Source organism: Microcoleus sp., from assembly GCF_049646505.1.
Taxonomy (GTDB): domain Bacteria; phylum Cyanobacteriota; class Cyanobacteriia; order Cyanobacteriales; family Microcoleaceae; genus Microcoleus.
This window is the reverse complement of record NZ_JBARVX010000333.1, coordinates 1-19,198: the sequence shown is the minus strand read 5'-3', so window position 1 is coordinate 19,198 and position 19,198 is coordinate 1. Positions and strand designations below refer to the sequence as shown.

Genomic DNA, 19,198 nt, shown 5'->3' with positions numbered 1-19,198 from the left:
GTGGAAGTGTACGCGCCCGATCGCCAAGACGTTAACGGCCGGTTGGGGCGCATTCAGTCAGTGGGCGAGAAAACAGCTACCGTGTGGATGCGACACATCCCTACTCTTGCCATGAATTTGCATACCTTCAAACACTCAGCTCTCACCGTCGTGCCGCTCGAAAATCAACCGGGACTTCAAGAAATTTGCGATCGCACTGACCGACTTCACCAATTAGGAAATCTAGATCCGTTTGAAGTCGAAATTCTGAACTTGTTAGAAAGATCAACGGTTCTTACTCCCACCGAATTGCAGTATTTAGAACAGGTTGAGAACAGACACAAACTTGATTGAGTGCCTCATGGTGTTGCTGAATCAAATATTCCGGGAGATTTGCAGGCGGCGCTTCGTCGTAATAGTAGATAAATAGACAACCGATGATGCTGTCGCTGTGTTCTAATAACCAGCAGAAAGAAAGGAGTTTTTTGATTTAATTGATGACGTATTTTTCAAAGTCAAAGTTAGGTTTGACTAGCATTGAGGGGTCGATAGCTTCGCGTTCAGCAGCGAATGCTTGCCAGAGGGGGGCGAGATCCTTTGCGTCGGTTGCGGTGGCTCTTCCGGTGGCTGTAAGGGGCGATCGGGCGATCGGCATAGTTGTGGCTGTCATAGTTTTTGGGGAGTGAATTTGCTCCGAAGGTGAAAGCCTTCTATTGTGTATTGGGATTTTGCAGGGTATTTTTACGCAAAATCGGAGTTTTTGTAATAAAAGTTAATATATAGGACTCAAAGAGGAGGGCCCAGAAACCGGGGTTTTTACGAAAATACTGAATTACAGTGTTGAATCTGCTGAAAAACCCGGTTTCTTTAGTTGGCGGGTGCAGGAGTGGAAAGCAGGCTATCTCCTCAATCAAGGAGAGGATGGAGGAATAGAATCAATATTTGCCAAAGCAAAGTTGAGCATTTCTTCTGCCCGATCTATTGTTTGCACTGCGTCTGTTTGTGAGATTTGTATATCAGCGTTATAATCAGCTTCTAATCGAGTTTTTTGAGCATCTATTAGGTAACGATGGAACTGCACCGGAACCCGCCCCGAACGAGCAAATTTTTGACCGAAACCGGCGATGACAGCGGAGTGGCGAGAATAAGATAATTTCTCTGACTCTAAAAATGCAGTGACTATGTAAAACATCACATAATAAGCGCGGGAAGCGGCAGAATCAAAAAAGCCTTGCTCACATAAAACCCGTGCAGCCTGCAAAGTTCTATCAGCTTTATCAAGTAACCTTTCTTGCTCTGGGTTCAAATTGGGACTCCTTCGCGACGGATATTGCGAAAGAAACCGCTTTCATACTCTTGGTACTTCTGAAGTGTGGCAAACATACAGCTAATCACGACGGTATGTTCTAAGCATATATCGGCAATCAAAACAGAAATACGCTCGCTTTCTTGGGAGTAATTGAAGGGTTCTTTGAGAAGGATTAATATATCAATATCGGAGTCCGGTCTAGCATCGCCTCTGGCTTGGGAACCATAGAGAATGATTCGGCTTAACTGTTCGCCATAAAGATTTTCTAATCCCTGGCGGATTTGGGCAATAATTTCTTTGAGTTGAACATCGATCGTTGAAGTTGGCATAGTTGTTTATAAGCTAATCGATGATTTTTTTAGCTAAGATATTGGCAATATAGCTTGTAAAAGTATAGTCATCTATTACATGACATGGGAGGCATCAAGTCCCTCCCCTTTCTTTTTTACTTCAAGCGGATTAACCCGCCTCGGCTGAACTACGCAGCTCTCTATCCCATCGCTAAAAGCATTTGGGACTGCTTTTCTCAAGATATTATAAGATCCATTAACATCAGCGTTAATTAATCGACCGCTCGATGTTTTGTACAATCCTCTCTTAATTCGTTTACCGCAAAACTTGACACGATCGGCATCATTCTCCCCGCAAACAGGAATCGGGTCTAAATTCAGGAAACTGGATCTAGAAGTATACGATTCTTCCTGCACCATCACTCTTATTCCCACCAATGCAGCCTTATATTCCAACATCTCAATCAATCGAGCATGAGGAACTGTTACGAAGTTCTGATTAGTTTGTTTCCCTAAATTTATCTCGTTTTTCCATTGTACATTTTTACCAATTACCAGAGTTCCCATCTTTCGTTCTCTTAAAATATTAATGATGTCACGACTGGCATGGTGTAAGTAATTATCGATTTTCTGGTTTCGACAACGAGTTAGGCGTTGAATCCGTGATGAAGTTTTACGCAGACCTTTTAACTGAGATTGTAACTGTGCTTTACGTTTGTTGTAGAATTGATTAATTGATTTCAATGGTCGCCCGTTAATCAGCAGAGGGGTAAAGCCCGGCTGATTTGAAGTTAACGCCATTAAATTATTCAATCCTAAATCAATACTAGCTATTAATTCTTTTTGGTTTTCATCCACGGTGGACTCCGGTTCACTTCGACTACGCTGGGCACAGGCATTGTAAATTACCTCAATTACATAGCAATCGCATTTGGGAACCAATCTAACTTGACAAATCTGCTCTTGTTCTATCTTAGTTTTAATTAAAATATTAGTCCCGGAAAGCTTGATAATTCCTTTCTTTAGTTGCTGGCGACTAATCGCCTGAATTGTATAGACGAGAATATTCCGACCCTTGACTTTATCTTTGTACTTTGGTAATTTCGGGCGACCCGTGAATTTCGTGGGTTCTCTTTTGTAAGCTTTGACTGCTTCAAAAAAAGACTTCCAATTCTTGTCCAATATCATTAATATTTGTTGACTTACCTTGGCTGGTAATTCCTTATATGCTTGATGAGACTTCATTAAATGGTTCATTTCGTTGTAATTTATATAACCCCATCCATAGACAAAACTCTGACGAATAATGTAGTTAGCGGCGTTGTACAAATTTTTCGATTTAAAGGCTAATCCGTCTATTTCAACAAAACGATTCTCGGTGGATTTAATGATGTGTCTCTCTGCTAGTTGCATTCAGACTCTCCATTTTTTAACGATTACAATAATTCTATCAGTTGACCCTTATGACTATATGATACTACCATTGCTTACTACTGCTTACAAACTTAATAAAGTTTTATAATACTGGCAAATGATGCTCGCAGTCGTCCGGCTCAAGTTGCCAAAACTTTACAGGGGCGATGTCATTGGGTAAAACCTGAAAAGCAAGCTGCCATCGCTCACCACCTGACGCTCAAAATTGGTTCCTTAGTAGAGGTGTACGCGCCCGATCGCCAAGACGTTAACGGCCGATTGGGGCGCATTCAGTCAGTCGGGGAGAAAACTGCCACTGTGTGGATGCGACACATCCCTACCATTACCATGCAGTTATACACCTTCAAGCACTCGGCTCTCACTGTTGTACCGCTAGACAATCAACCAGGACTTCAAGAAATTTGCGATCGCATCTCCCTGCTCTTTGAATCAGGGAACCTCGATCCATTTGAAGTAGAAATTCTGAATTTGCTCGAACAGCGCGTTGTTCACACACCTTGTGAAATGCAATATTTGGAACAGATTGAAAAGAAAATTTGATATCAAATGGTTAGATTTGATTAGATGAGGCATAACACAATTCTAAAATAACTCAATGACTCTAAAACTTTACAGCTCAGCAATCGTTTCCCTCCCCCGACATTGGCAGTTTTCCCGACCCTAGAAAAAAAGCGCTGAAAAACGCATTTTTGCTTGAGCGCAACTCGGCAATAATTGTTACCAATAAAAGCAATTACTCAGGGAGCGAAAACTCGCTCTTTTGGATTTCTAGTCCACAAAGTACAAAATCCTTTTTGTGCGGGTTTACCCTCTACTGTCAGCGTCACTCCCAATCGATTGATCTCAGTTTCACACAGTTTTTTGCCACCTTTCTCGCTCAACAAAGCTTGATTCCAGCTCATAAATTGGCGAGCATATTTCCCTTCATTGCTTGTTGCCCACTGAATTGTATCCGCGTTCTTGCGAGCAAACTGACCCTCTTTGCTCAGCCCCCATTCGAGCGCTACGGCTTGTTCTAAAGTGAGCTGGCGCGGCCCTTTTGGGTCGAGTTCAGGTGGTGGAATGAACCGGGGTACTGCTAACCCGATAAACGCCCCGATCGCCATTGCCCCTAATACCACCCCGCTTCCAAAAATCACCGACCAAATATCGTGAGCAACTTTCTCTAAAGCTGCTTGTCGCACTAGGGTGTAAACTGAGTTGGAAATGTGGCGATGTTGCACCTTAACAGCCGCTTTTCCCTGCCGTTCTAAAAACTCCCTGCTTTCTTTTTCCCAATTTTCAGTAAGCTGGCGAACTTGTTCCAGTTCTTGAGAGATGACAGCTTGAGAATCTTTCAAATCACCTTGCCATTTAGATTGCCAATTCTTAAAAAACTGGTCAATCTCTTGCGGTTTTTTTTCTAACAGTAGTTCGAGTTGACCTGTCGCCAGCAATACGATAAAAAGCGGGTCATTTTTATTGAGGCCATATCGGTAAGCTGTCTGAATGACATGAGAGCGAAATTTGGAGTCTTTTCCCTTGAGTACCTGGCTGATTAGTGACTCAGTATCTCTCTCGTACATGGGAGGGGCCGATAAAGGATCTCGGTTCAGAGCTTCTCTTTCCCTCGAATCATCGTCTATGAGTTCCCAAAACTCCTCTTCATTTAGCTTACTCCCATTTGATTTCAACTTTTCTTCTACTGCATCTTCTGGGGCTGTATCTGGAGAATCGGGCAAACTTTGCGAATTTTCAGCGGATTGTATGGAGTTATTTTTGGCATTATTAAGTCTGCCCTCTTCCGTTGGCATTTCCAATATCTCGCCAAACTCTTCAGAGTCAACTTCGGAAAGTTCTTCTAAAAGTCGATCGGACATTCAACCTCCTAGCTAATCAAAATCCTAATATTTATGCTGTAGGACTTACGCAGTCTCGACGCTTTTTATGGGTTTGAGATTCTTCGTAACACTTGTCAATGACATAATTATGTTGCCATGCGTAAGTCCTGTGCTGTTCAGCATCGCGTATTCTATAGAACCCATTTGACATCTATTGCTGTTGCCACAAGCCTTATTCCAGATAGATTTCAGCTTTTTTGTTGCCATCCCCACCTGATTTCTCGTCTTGTGGCTATTAAGTTATGCCTGACGGATGATTTATCTGCTTTATTGTTCAAAAAAAGATATCAAATGGGTTCTATAGTACGATATCCTTTTCTGGAAATTACAGCCTCCTGAGAGTTTACAAACTATTGCTAATTTCGTTGCTCATTCTCTGTCTGCATTTATTTCCTCATTGTTTTTTAGTTCGTGTCTATCACTTCTTTTTTATGGCGATTGGGTACGTTGTTAAACAAACCTACATCTTCTATCAGACGGAAACAGTCTTCCATAAAAGTATGCAATCGCTGCTGACTAATCAAGAAGAATTCAGAGTGTTTCATTGCTTGAGAAAATGACAACCGCTTCGTATCAATAAACTTGCGCTCTCTTGCACTCAGAGCCGGCAAATCTACGACAGGAATTCGGTAATTATTAATGAGCTTGTTCATTTCCTTATGGCTTTGTACGTGCGACCAATCTTTGCACACTCCAAAATTGCGGACAAAAATGTGATTGAGCTGACCTTCAAAGTAGTTGAAAGAGTCAATAAACATTTCAATACTGTCCGTCGTACCCCGCAAATAAACCACTTGCAAACATCAACTCCTGACTGCTCTTTAAAATCAGGAGAAGTTAAATTAGCTTCGTCAATCCATTTGTTGATAATGCTGTAAACCCGAGCTGGTAAATTGACAATCACAGGAGTTTCTACTGCTGTTTCAAAAATAATATCGATATCGAAAAACTTCTCTTCATCTTCAACTAAAGCTACGATTTTTGCATTGTGCTCAGGATAGCGCTGCTGCACGTCAGGATTTTGAAAATCACCATCAATTAACGTGTACAGCAGTTCATACTTCTGATTGAATTCAACCAGAATCCGAGTTAGCATCGACTTGCCAACGCCACCTTTCTCGCCATCAACCAAGTGAATCATGTTAGTCATTTCATTCCTCCTTGCTGGATGTCTATTCAAGACTTAATAATTTTTAACTAAAGCTAGGCCCAACCATTGCTGGATCGAAACCAGCTAAGTTAAATGCGCTGTTTTCAAACTCAAGTTCTCCCGAAAAGTCCTCGGGTTCTTTTTCTTCGGGCAAACTTGCTGGATTTGAACTCTCAGGGATAGTTAATTCCGTAGCAATAGATGTACCTGGATTCGACAAGTGAGAGAAAGTAGCTAAAGGAATTAAACCCGAAGAAATACCAGGGGCAATTGCTCCTAACTCGGTACAGTTAAATCCCACATCTCGGCAAACTTCATCTATCTGCCTAAGCAAAAAATTAATGCTCTCTCGCCTCAAATACTCTAATTCTGTACTAGAATGACTACCGCTATTGCGTAATGATGCTAACAGCCACCGCGCTTTGATCAGAGGTAAAATCGTTTCCTTGAAACTAAAAAAAGGATGATTTTGCAGGTAAGACAGCAAGATAGCGTCTTCGGAATCTGGCAAAACTTGACAGCGCCAGCAAAATTGTTTGTAGCGTTTTTTAGGCATAATTCCTCACCTTCTTTCCAGAACCTCGGTAGGGCCCACCCAATAAGAGAGCTGCATCTAAGTTTGCTTCAGATTCCTCTAATAAAGGTTCTTTCTTCGAGTCATCACTCAATTCATTAGAATCATCTAAGCAGCTATCTTTGATACTTGAGTCAGCATTATCTTGGGCAAGATTTTCAGTTATGATTTCAGCAAAATTTTCACTCTTTTGTTCAGTAGACTCCTTGAGTTTGGGGCTAGTTGATGGCTCGAATTTAGCGTTGGTAAGTTGCTCATTTTTGAGTTCAGTAGGTTGATCAGATTTTAGGTTAGTAGACTGTTCAGATTCTGGGTGAGTAGATTGTTCAGATTTTAGGTTAGTAAATTCCTTGGATTTTGGCTTGGTAGACTGTTCAGATTTTAGGTTAGTAGGTTCCTCAGATTGTGGCTTGGTAGATTGTTCAGATTTTGGGTTAGTAGACTGTTCAGATTTTAGGTTAGTAGGTTCCTCAGATTGTGGCTTGGTAGATTGTTCAGATTTTGGGTTAGTAAATTTCTCGGATTTTGGCTTGGTAGATTGTTCAGCACATTCTTTAACACTCTGTATATCAGTCGGAGGGACTGGAGCATCTCCTGAAGTGGAAGCTGCAACTTCTCTCCTCTGAGAAGTTGCCGCAACAGACCTTTTTCCCAGTGCCTCAAACTGAGATTTGAAGTAAGAAAATAGTCCGTAAACATCAGCGATACGGCAACCTAAACCATCAGGATCGAGTGTTTTTGGTACTGTTATGCCTGCGTGCCAAGACAGCGAATAATGAGAAAACTGATTTCGCAGTTCGGGCTTCATATATTCAGAAGTTCCCCCGCAAAAGACAATTTCATCTAAATCTGGCGGCAGCACTTCATTAATCCAATGAGATAACATTCGAGCGTAGTCGAAGCGAGACAGCTTGACTGCTTCAATCAATTGGTCAACTTCTCGATCTTTTGCTGCGTCCTCTCGATTTCGAGCAATTCGGTAAAAATAAGGTCGGTTGTAGCTTACGCCCGCTTGAGCGATTGATAAAGCCAAACGGGAAGCATCGTAGTTAGAGGTTCGCTCTTGAACTAGATCCACCAACTTTACCATTCCTAAGTCTGAAGTTTTGCCCTTACCGACTGCACCGCGTGCCGAAACTATTACCGAGGCATTGCGAAATCCTACCATCACAAAGGCAGTTACCCGCTGCTTGAAGGCTGAACCTAAATTGCTGTTGTGGATTAAAGCAATGCCGCCGCCTTCTTGCAAAGCTTGGGTTTTGTCCAGGGTGACGGAGAGCTTGCCGGTGGGTGTTTCAAATGAAGCAGAGTATTGATTTAATAGCTCAAAAAATTGCTTGGAGTCATTAAATTCGCCAGGGGGCAAGAAAACGGATATCGCAGCGCTAAATTGATTGCCTAAATCTAACTTCCGCGACACTACCCACAAAGCTGCTAGAGCTTTGTACAAAGCGCTACTGTACTTTAGTCCCGCTAAACCGATGTGAGCATTGAATTGCGCTGCTGCTAGGTAGCCAACGGCTCGGCATTCATTACCAATTGCCACCCAAGCAATATTTTCGGGAGATGCTGATGCAAGGTTGGGTTTGGTGAAACAATTGGCTATGTCTTGGCTTACCGGCCCCATTTGCGATTCCATTACAAAGGAGCTTGCTTTACTGCCTGCTTGCGAGCTTTGGCAGAAAACTCTAGTAGATAAGCCGCCAAAATCTATAGCCAGAATCGCATCTGGTATTGAGGGTTTTTTCTTCATAATCGCTGGCTTTTATTACGTTATAAAATGATAGTATTGGCTTCAATTTAAGTTTGACCTCACCAATTTCGGTGGTTTTGGATAGTTAAAATAGCCCCCTCTAAATGGCGGGGACAGACTGCTTTCTCCAAATGGCGGGGACAGACTGCATTTAGACGTTTTCTCGTCAACATATTTTTGACTATGTTAAGAAGTGCGGAATGTGGGTTGTCAGCATCCCCTGATGTATCGAGCGGTGAAACCAAAGCCCAAATCCTGCAAAGGTTTTCTCCATTGCGGTGGAGTTCAGATAATCGCCTACATCTCCGGCGGTATCCCGCTTGATGCTGGGTAGTTGACCCCCAAGGTCTACCGAAAACTGTTCGACTGCGTAGGCATCTGTTGAAATGGCTGCAACGGTGTCTTCTGCCAAAAAATCGAAAGTGCCTCCAGCCTCAGAGAGCAACCGTTTCAGAACTTTTGAACGCAAAAAATCGAAAGTGCTTCTAGCTGGTTTTCCCACACTTCCCGCTGTCTGAGTCAGAGACATCCGATACGAGCCATCTGGCAGCATGAACCCATCGACTATGAAGGAACCTATTTGCCCGATCGCCCCCCAGTCCTTCTAGCTCGGCTCGGTTAAGGGCAGACCGGCTCTAAAAATCAACTCGGCAGTCAAGTTCAACTCTGGGAAAGCCAGCGACTCAACTCGGTCATCTCCCCGAAACAGGCTGATTTGATACTCGCCGTCAACCAACTGGCAAACCGTGAGCGTGGGTTGTTTGGGAGTGCCGATGAACTTGCGACCGCCCAAACCGAGGTAGTCCGCAATCCAGTATTCGGGGATGCCCATTTCTTCGTAGTCGGCAAATTTGAAATGATAATCATCCCGCCAATTCGTACTGACTACCTCTACAGCCAGCCGCACCGAAGAACCCATCGTGATGATGGATTCCCTATCCCAGCGCGGTTCGTTTGCGATCGCCACTTGGTCTAAGACAATTACGTCGGGCTGATAACCTGCCTCATCACGAATGGGTTTAAGCAGACAGTCACCAGGGATAAAGTAAGGCAATTTCAGTCGCCTGATTTCTGCACTGATTTCATCCCTGGTAAAACCTGTAACACGGGAATGGGGGCCAGTTCCTAAAGGCATTTCAACAATTGCTCCTTTGTGCAGTTCGTAGCGGCGGACTGAGTTCTCTGGATACCAGGCTGCGAACTCATCAAACGTGATTGTTTGGGGGATGGTTTGAGGGATTGTTTGGGTTTGGCTCATGTTGCTGTTTCCTCTGACTTGTTGGTTTTGAACTGCGATCGCAATTAAACCGGACTCCTCATACGCTCCGGTGTAATCCGCATACGTCTCTCCTAGCAAAGCTTTAGAGCCATTGGATCGCAAAAACGTAATGCGTAAACCGGAGGCTCATCAATCGTTTCCGCCGCCTGTGTCTGGCTCATCCGATATGACCCGTCTGGCAGTATAAAACCATCGACTGTTAAGGAACCTATTTGTACCAAGGCTCTGACGGCTCTAGCGGATTCGGTCATAGTTTGCTCCCCTGTTATACCTTTAATATTCCGTTTCTTGATTGTTGTCGCAAACGAACCGTACTGCACCACAGCTTGGCGAACACCACCACTACGGAGTTTTCAGCATTCATTACATGATATTATCGTGTAAACTCAAGCGATTCTATCTCTATAAGATACCATAACATATATGGTAAACGAGGTAGTTTATGTTTGCACTAAAAAGACGTTCTATAGATAAATTTGTAAAACCTGTGAAAGCACGAGAGTTTTGTAGGCAGTGGTTTGATGCCGATGCCCAGATGGAAGCTACGAGGGGCTATAGAGCCGAGTGCGTTCGCTTGTTGAGTCGCATCCTGGCGGTGCAAACAGAGACTATTTCGAGTAAATGGGGAAGCGGCATCGATTTCGAGAAAATGCCCGAACAGTACGAAAGAACGCTAGCTTATGCCAATTCTCTCCGTTCCATCCTCGACGCGGCGGGCAATAATCCCGAACTCTCCAGCATCATTGCCGATCGCCTCAAATCATCGCGCTAGCAAATCACCCGAAATTAATACCTTCTAATATACGGTAAACTTCTTGACAGCCCTAATCGCAGGTTTTAGGGTGGGAGTGACGCCCCGGCGCAGTGCTGCAAACACAGATGCCGGGACTTCTCCCATTCGCTGATAAGACCCAGCTATCAAGGAGCAATTTTATGTTCGCAGATTACGGGCAGCCATCGCAACCCGCCCAACCCAGCTTTGTAGAAATACCCAATCCCCGCGTCACTACCGCAGTGGGACGCATGGAAGTGACCAACGTTCGCTCTGAAACCGTCACCGGTTGTTTGTTGGATGACCAAGACAATTTGCTCAAGGAAGACGGACAACCGATTTATGTGTGCGTCCGCAAGTCAGAGATTTTTTGTGCCATCGAACGAGCCAAGGTGATTAGTTGGTGGCAACTGGAGGAGCAAGGGATTGCGGGATACGCAGCGCCCCGAAAATATTCCCTAGAATCCCTAATCAACCGATTAGATGGACTCAAATTGGATGAACTGTACGTTTTACGAACCTTCGTTGCTTTGGAGAGCGACCCGTTCCAAGCATATTCGGGAAGCGTCAACAGCGATTTATCACACTTGCAGGCTTGGTTTCCCACAGTGCGAGTTCTCGATCGCGTCGAACAAAACCAACTAGCAAGCGCACTATGCTGGCGAATAGCTAGCGACTCCAACGCATCAAGCGCACCATCTCCAGGCGACGGGAGGGACGATCGATAGCGATCGCCAGTTTCATGTATCAAACACCCGCGAGGCATGACTATGACCAACTGCAACGGACTAAACGGCGATACGCCTAACGGTGACAAGCCCCAACCAGATGCCATACAAAAGTTAACAGAATACGTTGAATCTGTAGAGATTTCTTTGGAAATCCAGCTAATTCCGCCAGGAGCCTCACACTGAACCCGGAGGGTCAGTGTTGAGAGGAAGGGCGGGTCTGTCAATGGGGTTCAATACCCCGGAGACAGACAAACTCCTAATGTATTGTCGAAGTACATCACTAATCGTTCTCTCTGTAAGTTCACAGTACCGCTCCAAGTGGGATTTTTCGCGATCTGCAATCCTAAAGTTAACTTGTTGCATATAGCATAAATATAGATATTCGCTATAATTATGGCATGAAATTAGCTTACCAATACAAACTACTGCCAACTCATGAGCAGCGCTGCCGAATGGAGCGATGGCTCGATATGTTGCGCCATCAGTACAACTATTTGTTGGCAGATAGATTTGATTGGTACGAAATGAACCGCTGCCATATTAACGCTTGCCCCTTGGTGTGCAGCATTGCTGAGCCGAGAGAACAACCTGAGTATTACGGACAAAAGCGTTCTTTGGTGGCTCTCAAGGCAGAACGGGAATGGTATCAAGATATCCATGCTGATGTCTTGCAAGATATGGTGAAGCGCGTTGACTTGGCTTTCTCCAGGTTCATCAAAGGTGACAGCAGCGGTAAGCGAAGTGGAAAACCCCGTTTCAAGGGCAAGAATCGCTATCGCACTTTTGCTTATCAACGGGTAAAACCTGCCTGCATCCTTGGTAATCGCATTGAACTTCCAAAGCTCTTGAAAATCAAATTCATCCAACATCGCCCTGTTCCAGACGGATTCACCATCAAACGGGCAATAGTCACTTTCAAGTCTGATGGTTGGTATGTGACGCTAACCCTCTTAGACGTTTCAGTCCCGGACAATCCAGCCATCGACATTGAGCCGACAGAAGCTAACAGTATTGGTGTCGATGTAGGTCTAGAATATTTCGCAGCTTGTTCTGACGGCACGATGGTAAAACCTCCAAAGTTTTACCGACAATCCGAAGAGAAGCTAGCCAAATTACAGTCCAAGCGAGAGCATAGAAAAAAAGGTTCTACAGCGTACCGAAAGCTCAATCACCGCATTGCCAAGCTGCACCAAAAAATAGCAAGAGGGCGCAAGCAATGGCACTTTGAGTTAGCTGGTGAATTAGTAGATCGAGCTGAGGTTATCTTTGTAGAAAACCTCAAGGTTTCCAATCTGGCAAAACGCAATCAACCCAAACAGGATAAAGAGGGTAAGTTTTTGCCGAATGGTCAATCCGCTAAGTCGGGGTTGAACAAAAGTTTTGCTGATGCTGGAATAGCTGGGTTCCTTAACGAAATCCTACCGTACAAGGCTGCAAGAGCTGGGCGGTTGGTCGTAAAAGTCAATCCAGCAGGAACGTCTCAACATTGTGCAATGTGTCTCAATAAAGTTCCAAAAGAGCTAAGTGATAGGTGGCATGACTGTGCTTGTGGTGCATCCATGCCTCGCGATCTGAATTCTGGAATTCTCATCAAAAAAGTGGGGTTGGGCGTTCGCCTCACTCAAAAACGCGAATCCGGGAACTCTCGGAGGAGAAGCCCACGCTGTACCTCGTAGAGGTAAGCGTTGGGAGTACGTCACGAAGACAAAACCGATGCCATTGAAGACCAGGTGGCAAGTCTTAGCGAACAGATAACCGAGTTAAAACAACAAGTGAAAGACATCTATGGAGACGAAGAAGACTGGGAACGAATGTCAAAGACTTGACGGACTTATCGCACGCCGTCAGGATAAAAACCGATTGCAACTGTCGAAGCTGGAGCGAACCAAGCGTTTGCGAGATGAAGCTGCTTTGGGTAGACCTTTTAGAAAGTCTCCCCTGCTAGACTTCGTTGATGACTTGGTACATAGACCCCCAAATCAAGAACAGATGCGCCAGCTCAAAGAACTACTTCTAGAAGAACAGAAAGCGATCGCTAAACTCATTGCTTTAGTTGACCAGCACAAGGAGTAGCGGTCTGCCGTTCGCGAAACAGCCCAGCAGCGGGCGTCGCTGGGCGAGTTTTGTTTTTTGTGGATGAGGGGCGAGAGCGTTGGGAAATTCTTGATTTCGCTCCGCAAACGCGCTGCTTGGATTAGCTGCAAATTGGATGAATTTCCAGCACTCGTGCCTGGCTTAAGTGAGTGGAAATGAGAGCTCCTGAAAGAACTATCCAACCAGAATTTTCCGTAAATATTGAAACATCCCAAGCAACTGAGTTGGCTCCAAATCAGGAATCAGAAGACTCTCAAGAACTGTGGGAATTAGCCAAGAAGCGGCTCAAGCGAATCCTGGCAAACCGATGAAGTTACTGCACGGGAAGATACGTGAACGAACCTGACGGTCAACTGAGTACAGTTAGACCGCAGGCTTCTTTTTCCTTTTTTTCAAAGGCTTTTTTGAGTGACGGAGTTCCCCCGCCACTTTTGTAACTCAGACCAATTTTTCTTATGAGTTTGGCTGAATTTTCATCTCGATCCAAAGATTCTCCACATTGACAAGAATGCCACCGTTCCGATAATTCTTTCGGGACTTTGTTGAGGCAGTTCCAACAGTGCTGGGAAGTTCCCTTTGGATCAACAAATAAAACACTTTTACCTAGTTTCCAGGCGACATATTTCAGAACGTTGGCGAATTGCCCGTGAGCAGCATCAAGCATGGATTTATTCAAACCACTCTTAGCTGACTGACCGTTAGGCAAATAAACCAAATTACCATTCTCAATATCAGTCTTGGGCTTGGCACGTCTAGTTAGATTTTTGACGCTCAAATCTTCAACAACTAAAACCTCACACTTGCTAAGTAGCTCATGTGCAGTTTTAAATTGAAAATCTAATCTAGCTATAGCTACGAACTGATGGAGTTGGGAAACCTTGTCCTTGATTATTTTCCAAGGTTGAGAACCCTTGACTCTATTAGCTAACTTCGCTTGAAGCCTTGCTAATTTCTGAGCCGATTTCCTCAAAAATCTAGGATTCTCAACTCTTTCGCCATTGGAAAGATAGACGTAATTAGTGACTCCCAAATCAATGCCAACAGTATTTTCGACCGTCGGTTGAATTTCTGCAACCGTTACGGGAACCGTTTTATCTTCTAGCGTCAGGGAAATATACCACCCATCTGCTTTTCTGATAACTGTACCCGTCTTAACTTTGAATCCTTTTGGTATGGGACGGTGAAAGACCATAGGCACTTGACCTATTTTTGTGAGGCTAATACAAATCCTGTTTTGTTCATCTTTGACAATATCTAAGTTGTCTAATTGAGGGTAAGTGAAGGATTTGTAGTAGTGAAGCCCTTTGAATCTTGGCTTGCCTCTACGATTGCCGTTTTTGTCGGGCGTGGTGAAGTTTGAAAAGGAAGTTTCAACTCGGTTGACGACATCTTGCAAAACCTGGGAATCTAACACTTTATAATCAGGCAATAATTTTTTAGTGTTTTTCAGGTCAGCTAATTGTATCGTCTGCCACTGTACATATCCGCCTTCAGTGTTTGAGAAAACATCACCTTTCCTGGTTAGAGGATTGCCTGACTCATCCTTTTTTCTGCCATCCCTAGTTTGCACTCTAGTCAAGGGAATATTTCGATAAATCTCCTCAACAGGGACTATCGAAACAATCAATGGGCAGGCGTTGATAGGTGTTCTCGTGGTTTCCCACCACCTAAATCTTTCGCCGAGTCGGTAGTTGTACTGCCGACAGCAGAGTTCTAAATGAGCCACAATAGTTGCTAGTTGGGGCTTGGTTGGTTTGAGGCGGTATTTGTAAGTGAGTTGCATTTTTAGCTTCTTTTTTCGACCTACCTTAATATACCATTTCTTTTGTTTTAATATCTAGGAAGTACATCAAAGTTAAAGGTACTCGCAATGTCTAATTGTCGGTTTCCGTACCTACACCCGACGAGCCTTTCATCCCTGCGGTAATTTATTCGGGGTACTTCGCGCAGCGCTCAGATTAATCCCCTCTAAATATACCGAGGGACTTCCCGGCTGGTAGTTAAACAAAAATACGAAATTTCCTCTTCAATGGCGAACACGCTCGCGCTGGAAAACTGTAAAGCTACCTTTAAACAAAGTAAGCGGACACCAGCGGATTCGGATCGGATACATTGTTTCATGCCGATTCCAGAGAGCACTCCATAATATCCCAGTCAATGCCATCATCGGGGAACAAGGATAATTGCCCTGGCGATACGTTTGATTGACCGCGATTGTGATAGGACAGGTGACACGCGGTACACAGAGCGATTAAGTTTTCAGGGCGGTTGTCCTCCGGTATCCGATTGCGATGGTGTACCGCCAAAGTTAAGGCACATCGTTCAGATTTGGTTAAGCCGCTTTGTTTACCGGGTAGGAGGCATTGTTGATGGCACTTAGCACAACGCCACCCTGCGTTTTCTTTCACCGAGAGCGCAATCTGTTGCCAATTATCGGGATACCTCTTTGGTTTAGCCATAGCTCAATTCTCACAATTGGCACGATCGCTTCTGCTGTATTTTATAGACTAGGAATTCCTCTGATGTCTGGATTCCCAGCGATTTCTCCAAGTTTCGTTAAACTGGTCAACGGTGTAAGGTTCTGACGGCAATAATTCAGTCAAAGAGGAGTAGCAGCGATCGATCAGAAGCTCCTCCCATTTGTTTGCGTACTCTAGGGATAAGGAATCGCCCTCAGACCAATCCCGATGGGTCAACCCTGTTTTTAGATGGGAAAACTCCCGCCACTCGTGCTGTTCAAAAGGAAGTCCTAAGTCTTCAATTGCAGAGCGAATTGCACGCCAAAGCGCGAGGCGCTTCCCCGGTGTATCCAAAGGACGTACCCCACACATTGAGAACTGCTGTAATTTGAAAAACTGAATTTGGTTCTCTAAAAAATGCAATAAAAGTGCTGGTACTTTCAGGATGCTCGCGGTACAAGTGTACGACTTTTAAGACACGTTGGGGATTATCCCGCATCAGTTTTAAGATTGTACCAATGCCGGCAGTAGTACCGGGTGGCGAAGGTATGACAAGATTAATTAAGCTCACGGTTGCTCCTGTCCAAAATCTTCTTATTTTTTAGCTGTTAAACTGGGCTGACGCTCGATTAGCTCGTTCAGCAACCACAAGGTCTTGTTGATCAGCCTAGCTCAAGTTGTCCTAAAAATCAACTTTATGAATTCACTAACTTTCCTGCACGACTTCCTCAGCAATGCCACCAACTTCTTGAACTTCGTGCTGGCAATCGAACTGGCGATCGCTTGCACCTGCGGGCTATGGCAGGGCTTTTGGCTGGGCGAAGCAACCGCCAGCAAAATAACCGAACTCGCTCTTTACTGCAATGCTGTTTGGTGCGTGGCAATGGTGGCCACATAAGTTGGTGTTGTTAACTGTGTGGCCTCAAGGCGCGTTTTGGGTGTTTGTTGGGGGATTAGTCGGCTGCACTTTCAAGTGGGGTGTCGAGCGAGTGTTTTCCCGTTGCTGATAATTATCGTTGCGAACCATCGCTTCACACCGAATCGTCCATCCACCCGCACTCCGGGCAATCCCAATGCACCGGGGGCATTTCATATTGGGGATAAGTCATTTCACATTGGGGACATCTGCCGGTAAACAGTGGGTGCGTGTCCAAAAGTTCTAACTGTTGCAAGGCGTGTCCACCGCTGCCTCGGTTGCAGGATGAGTTCGCCGTTGTAGTAACTCGCTCCTTCGGGTTCCCACAATTCCTCTGATGCGGCGTTGGGGTCTTCTCGAAAGTCAATGCAAGTGTCGGCAGTCGGGCCTGCGGGATGCACGGCACAGACGAGGTGTGGGTTGCGGGCCCAGAGGAGGCAGCGGTCGCATTCGGGGAGTTTGGGTATGGGGGGCGGGTTGAGGTTGGGTTTTAGTTTGCCAAAAATGGGGGGTGTTGGTGGCGATCGCGGAACCGTGATTGCAGTCTTCGAGATTTCACAACAAATCCCCTCTGATTGTTTGCAGCCTAAATTCCCCAGCGTTCCGCATCTGCAAAGTGAAAAAATTCAAATGCTTCAAATTGGTAGAGGATTTGGTCGTGTTTTAGTAGGCAGTTCTAAAACTTTCCTCTCTCTACAGCATTAAGTTGAAGGATGGAATACGATCGCTTGCATCAAATTTCAAACTATAAATCTAGCGGTACACTTTACTCTCCAAGCATTGGTCGTACCTGCAATTCTCGTAAAGCTCTAATTAGAACCGCTATAAATAGAGATCCGAACTGGACTATACTGCTTTTTTTACCCATCGGCCTGTTCACGTGTTAATAACAAAGCTTTTTGGATGGCTGCTTTTCCTTCTTCCGTTCTGTCTACAGCATTGAGCACAAATCCCAGGTTATAGTAAGCTGCCGCATAGCTTGGATCGAGTTCTATCGCTTCTTCAAATGCTGCAATCGCTGCATCAAATCGACCTTGATTACCAAGTATTTGTCCGAGGTATTGATATACAACAACCGAATTGGGTGCCAGTTCGGTGGCGCGCTGAAGTACGCTGATAGCATCTTCGTATCTACCCTGCTTATTCAAAGCAACACCTAAATGGTAATGTGCTGCTGCAGATTGAGGATCAACCTGAATTGCCTGTTGGAAATTAGTAATTGCCTCGCCGTATCTCTCTAGATTTATAAGTACCATACCAAGACCAACAAAAGCCTGTGCTTGGCTCGAATCAATCTCGGTCGCTTTTCCATAGACTGTCATAGCCTCTTCAAATCTTTGCCGCTCGGCTAGTGTCGCAGCCATATTCACGTAAGCTGCTGAATAATTAGGTGCAATCCTAATAGCGTTTTGGTAGGCCCAGATCGCTTTCTCACCTTGACCTTGATAATCCAAAGCCATTCCTAGCTTGAGGTAGACATACGCATTACCAGGATCGTGCTTCAGAAAACGCCTCCATATTGACTCAGCCTCAACATATTCACCAGCTTGCTGTGCTAAATCTCCGGATTGAAGTAGTTTTTCCAAATCCATAAATTTTCTCCCCCATGCGAAAGACGAATAATAGCATCAAGGTGGCGAGGATCGTAGGGTTCAATTTGCATTCCCAGATGAATTCCTGTTAACTCTGAAAGCTTGATCGAGTATACTACAATACTCTACAATGTCTGATAGCTTGGCTTTGAGTGCTTACAGATAACTTTTAGGCTACTTTCGCTAACCCCAGTGTGGGAAGCACCATTTTAAAGCGTTGAAGAGGGCTTGATGAAAAAAATAGGATTAGGCATTCAATAATTGCGGTATTATTAGCTATCGCTTGCTTCTCGCTATTGCCCAAAAGCACGGAGTCTACAATAGTTAAACGTAATACATTTAACACACCTAGAACTATGTCCTTGCAAGATGAGATTGATAAAATAAGGCAACAAATTAGGACTGATAGCTACTCAATGTCTATTGGAGAGTGGATTAGTCTTTATGAAAAGAGTGAGATTGATATTTATCCAGATTTTCAGAGACTTTTTCGTTGGTCAAATCATCAAAAATCAACCTTCATATAGCGATCCTAAATGATTTTCTATGTACAATATTGATGAATTTTGGGAAAATCAAATTTATGTTCCTTAGTGAAGAACTCAAACAAAAATTTGATAATCTTAAAAGACCTACATAAATACCAATACTTTCTTAAAAAGTTTTTAGCTTGTAACCAAATATCTTCAACGGGATTCTGTTGGGGGGCATTGGGAGCAAATAAAATACAAGTAATTGACCAATTCTCAGGTTCTTTGTCACTATTTACTGTTGATAAGAAATCTCTAAACTCTCCATATTTATGATAACTAGCTCCATCCCAAATTAATATAATTCTCCGACCTTTATATTTATATTGGGTAGTCCTGCATAGCAAGGAAGATTAAGGATTTTAATTTATAAGTAAACTCGCGTTATACTCATGAATAAAATACCAAATTACTCCTATATGATTGGAGAGTTTTTTAGAGAAGGAAAGAGTTTTT

Annotated in this window: 24 protein-coding genes and 2 pseudogenes; 9 read left to right on the top strand and 17 right to left on the bottom strand. The window is 44.2% G+C overall.

Annotation, left to right across the window (positions count from 1 at the left end; translation table 11 throughout):
* A pseudogene (locus WBA89_RS17130) lies at positions 1–333 on the top strand (hypothetical protein); the annotation flags it as partial.
* A gap of 136 nt (positions 334–469) precedes the next feature.
* Here WBA89_RS17130 and WBA89_RS17125 read toward each other — a convergent pair.
* The 4 genes from WBA89_RS17125 to WBA89_RS17110 all read right to left on the bottom strand — a co-directional run bounded on the left by WBA89_RS17125 (position 470) and on the right by WBA89_RS17110 (position 2,991).
* Positions 470–649 (bottom strand): hypothetical protein, encoded by a 180-nt coding sequence (locus tag WBA89_RS17125; protein WP_424408379.1) that lies wholly within the window; start codon positions 647–649, stop codon positions 470–472.
* 240 nt (positions 650–889) lie between these two features.
* The gene (locus WBA89_RS17120) at positions 890–1,285 is read right to left on the bottom strand and encodes a HEPN domain-containing protein (protein WP_333148099.1); all 396 of its coding nucleotides are present in this window, start codon (positions 1,283–1,285) and stop codon (positions 890–892) included.
* Positions 1,282–1,617 (bottom strand): nucleotidyltransferase domain-containing protein, encoded by a 336-nt coding sequence (locus WBA89_RS17115; RefSeq protein ID WP_424408378.1) that lies wholly within the window; start codon positions 1,615–1,617, stop codon positions 1,282–1,284. Before WBA89_RS17115 ends, WBA89_RS17120 begins: the two co-directional genes overlap by 4 nt.
* Positions 1,618–1,692: 75 nt before the next feature.
* Entirely contained in the window at positions 1,693–2,991 is a 1,299-nt protein-coding gene (locus WBA89_RS17110) for an RNA-guided endonuclease InsQ/TnpB family protein (protein ID WP_424408377.1), read from the bottom strand.
* A gap of 243 nt (positions 2,992–3,234) precedes the next feature.
* On the opposite strand from WBA89_RS17110, the gene WBA89_RS17105 reads away from it, so the two are divergent.
* Positions 3,235–3,552 carry a hypothetical protein gene (locus WBA89_RS17105; RefSeq protein ID WP_424408376.1) on the top strand — a complete coding sequence of 106 codons (318 nt, stop codon included), beginning with the start codon at positions 3,235–3,237 and terminating at the stop codon, positions 3,550–3,552.
* Between the two features lie 197 nt (positions 3,553–3,749).
* On the opposite strand, the gene WBA89_RS17100 is transcribed toward WBA89_RS17105, so the two are convergent.
* The 7 genes from WBA89_RS17100 to WBA89_RS17070 form a co-directional block, all read right to left on the bottom strand.
* The gene (locus WBA89_RS17100) at positions 3,750–4,871 is read right to left on the bottom strand and encodes a DUF6753 family protein (RefSeq protein WP_424408375.1); all 1,122 of its coding nucleotides are present in this window, start codon (positions 4,869–4,871) and stop codon (positions 3,750–3,752) included.
* Positions 4,872–5,296: 425 nt separating this feature from the next.
* The gene (locus WBA89_RS17095) at positions 5,297–5,545 is read right to left on the bottom strand and encodes a hypothetical protein (protein ID WP_424408374.1); all 249 of its coding nucleotides are present in this window, start codon (positions 5,543–5,545) and stop codon (positions 5,297–5,299) included.
* Complete coding sequence (locus WBA89_RS17090; protein ID WP_424408373.1) at positions 5,542–6,042, bottom strand: hypothetical protein; 501 nt, start codon at positions 6,040–6,042, stop codon at positions 5,542–5,544. Before WBA89_RS17090 ends, WBA89_RS17095 begins: the two co-directional genes overlap by 4 nt.
* A gap of 43 nt (positions 6,043–6,085) precedes the next feature.
* The gene (locus WBA89_RS17085) at positions 6,086–6,598 is read right to left on the bottom strand and encodes a hypothetical protein (RefSeq protein WP_424408372.1); all 513 of its coding nucleotides are present in this window, start codon (positions 6,596–6,598) and stop codon (positions 6,086–6,088) included.
* On the bottom strand, positions 6,591–8,369 hold the full coding sequence (locus WBA89_RS17080; protein ID WP_424408371.1) for a hypothetical protein: 1,779 nt from the start codon (positions 8,367–8,369) through the stop codon (positions 6,591–6,593). The genes WBA89_RS17085 and WBA89_RS17080 overlap by 8 nt, the downstream gene beginning before the upstream one ends.
* Before the next feature lie 181 nt (positions 8,370–8,550).
* Positions 8,551–8,922 carry a hypothetical protein gene (locus WBA89_RS17075; protein ID WP_424408370.1) on the bottom strand — a complete coding sequence of 124 codons (372 nt, stop codon included), beginning with the start codon at positions 8,920–8,922 and terminating at the stop codon, positions 8,551–8,553.
* Between the two features lie 51 nt (positions 8,923–8,973).
* Positions 8,974–9,627 (bottom strand): Uma2 family endonuclease, encoded by a 654-nt coding sequence (locus WBA89_RS17070; protein WP_424408380.1) that lies wholly within the window; start codon positions 9,625–9,627, stop codon positions 8,974–8,976.
* Between the two features lie 463 nt (positions 9,628–10,090).
* Between WBA89_RS17070 and WBA89_RS17065 the strand changes: the two genes are divergently transcribed.
* The 6 genes from WBA89_RS17065 (at position 10,091) to WBA89_RS17040 (ending at position 13,556) form a co-directional block, all read left to right on the top strand.
* Positions 10,091–10,420: a hypothetical protein gene (locus WBA89_RS17065; RefSeq protein ID WP_194060993.1), complete on the top strand. Its 330-nt coding sequence runs from the start codon at positions 10,091–10,093 to the stop codon at positions 10,418–10,420.
* A 161-nt stretch (positions 10,421–10,581) separates the two neighbouring features.
* Entirely contained in the window at positions 10,582–11,148 is a 567-nt protein-coding gene (locus tag WBA89_RS17060; RefSeq protein WP_424408369.1) for a hypothetical protein, read from the top strand.
* Positions 11,149–11,190: 42 nt separating this feature from the next.
* Positions 11,191–11,334, top strand: a complete 144-nt coding sequence (locus tag WBA89_RS17055; RefSeq protein WP_424408368.1) for a hypothetical protein — start codon at positions 11,191–11,193, stop codon at positions 11,332–11,334.
* 215 nt (positions 11,335–11,549) lie between these two features.
* Entirely contained in the window at positions 11,550–12,827 is a 1,278-nt protein-coding gene (locus WBA89_RS17050; RefSeq protein WP_424408367.1) for an RNA-guided endonuclease InsQ/TnpB family protein, read from the top strand.
* Positions 12,828–12,936: 109 nt separating this feature from the next.
* Complete coding sequence (locus WBA89_RS17045; protein ID WP_424408366.1) at positions 12,937–13,224, top strand: hypothetical protein; 288 nt, start codon at positions 12,937–12,939, stop codon at positions 13,222–13,224.
* 176 nt (positions 13,225–13,400) lie between these two features.
* Positions 13,401–13,556 (top strand): hypothetical protein, encoded by a 156-nt coding sequence (locus WBA89_RS17040; protein WP_424408365.1) that lies wholly within the window; start codon positions 13,401–13,403, stop codon positions 13,554–13,556.
* A gap of 38 nt (positions 13,557–13,594) precedes the next feature.
* Here the strand turns inward: WBA89_RS17040 and WBA89_RS17035 are convergent, their stop codons facing one another.
* The 3 genes from WBA89_RS17035 to WBA89_RS17025 all read right to left on the bottom strand — a co-directional run bounded on the left by WBA89_RS17035 (position 13,595) and on the right by WBA89_RS17025 (position 16,076).
* Complete coding sequence (locus WBA89_RS17035) at positions 13,595–15,028, bottom strand: RNA-guided endonuclease InsQ/TnpB family protein (RefSeq protein ID WP_424408364.1); 1,434 nt, start codon at positions 15,026–15,028, stop codon at positions 13,595–13,597.
* A 334-nt stretch (positions 15,029–15,362) separates the two neighbouring features.
* The gene (locus tag WBA89_RS17030) at positions 15,363–15,704 is read right to left on the bottom strand and encodes an HNH endonuclease (RefSeq protein ID WP_424408363.1); all 342 of its coding nucleotides are present in this window, start codon (positions 15,702–15,704) and stop codon (positions 15,363–15,365) included.
* Between the two features lie 48 nt (positions 15,705–15,752).
* Positions 15,753–16,076: a hypothetical protein gene (locus tag WBA89_RS17025; RefSeq protein ID WP_424408362.1), complete on the bottom strand. Its 324-nt coding sequence runs from the start codon at positions 16,074–16,076 to the stop codon at positions 15,753–15,755.
* Between the two features lie 325 nt (positions 16,077–16,401).
* Here WBA89_RS17025 and WBA89_RS17020 point away from each other — a divergent pair, with 325 nt between their 5' ends.
* Complete coding sequence (locus WBA89_RS17020; protein ID WP_424408361.1) at positions 16,402–16,602, top strand: hypothetical protein; 201 nt, start codon at positions 16,402–16,404, stop codon at positions 16,600–16,602.
* Between the two features lie 212 nt (positions 16,603–16,814).
* On the opposite strand, the gene WBA89_RS17015 is transcribed toward WBA89_RS17020, so the two are convergent.
* The 3 genes and pseudogenes from WBA89_RS17015 to WBA89_RS17005 form a co-directional block, all read right to left on the bottom strand.
* Positions 16,815–17,021, bottom strand: coding sequence for a hypothetical protein (locus WBA89_RS17015; RefSeq protein WP_424408360.1), 207 nt, complete (start codon positions 17,019–17,021; stop codon positions 16,815–16,817).
* A gap of 459 nt (positions 17,022–17,480) precedes the next feature.
* Positions 17,481–18,212 carry a tetratricopeptide repeat protein gene (locus WBA89_RS17010; RefSeq protein ID WP_424408359.1) on the bottom strand — a complete coding sequence of 244 codons (732 nt, stop codon included), beginning with the start codon at positions 18,210–18,212 and terminating at the stop codon, positions 17,481–17,483.
* A gap of 892 nt (positions 18,213–19,104) precedes the next feature.
* Positions 19,105–19,198, bottom strand: a pseudogene (locus tag WBA89_RS17005) (IS1 family transposase); the annotation flags it as partial.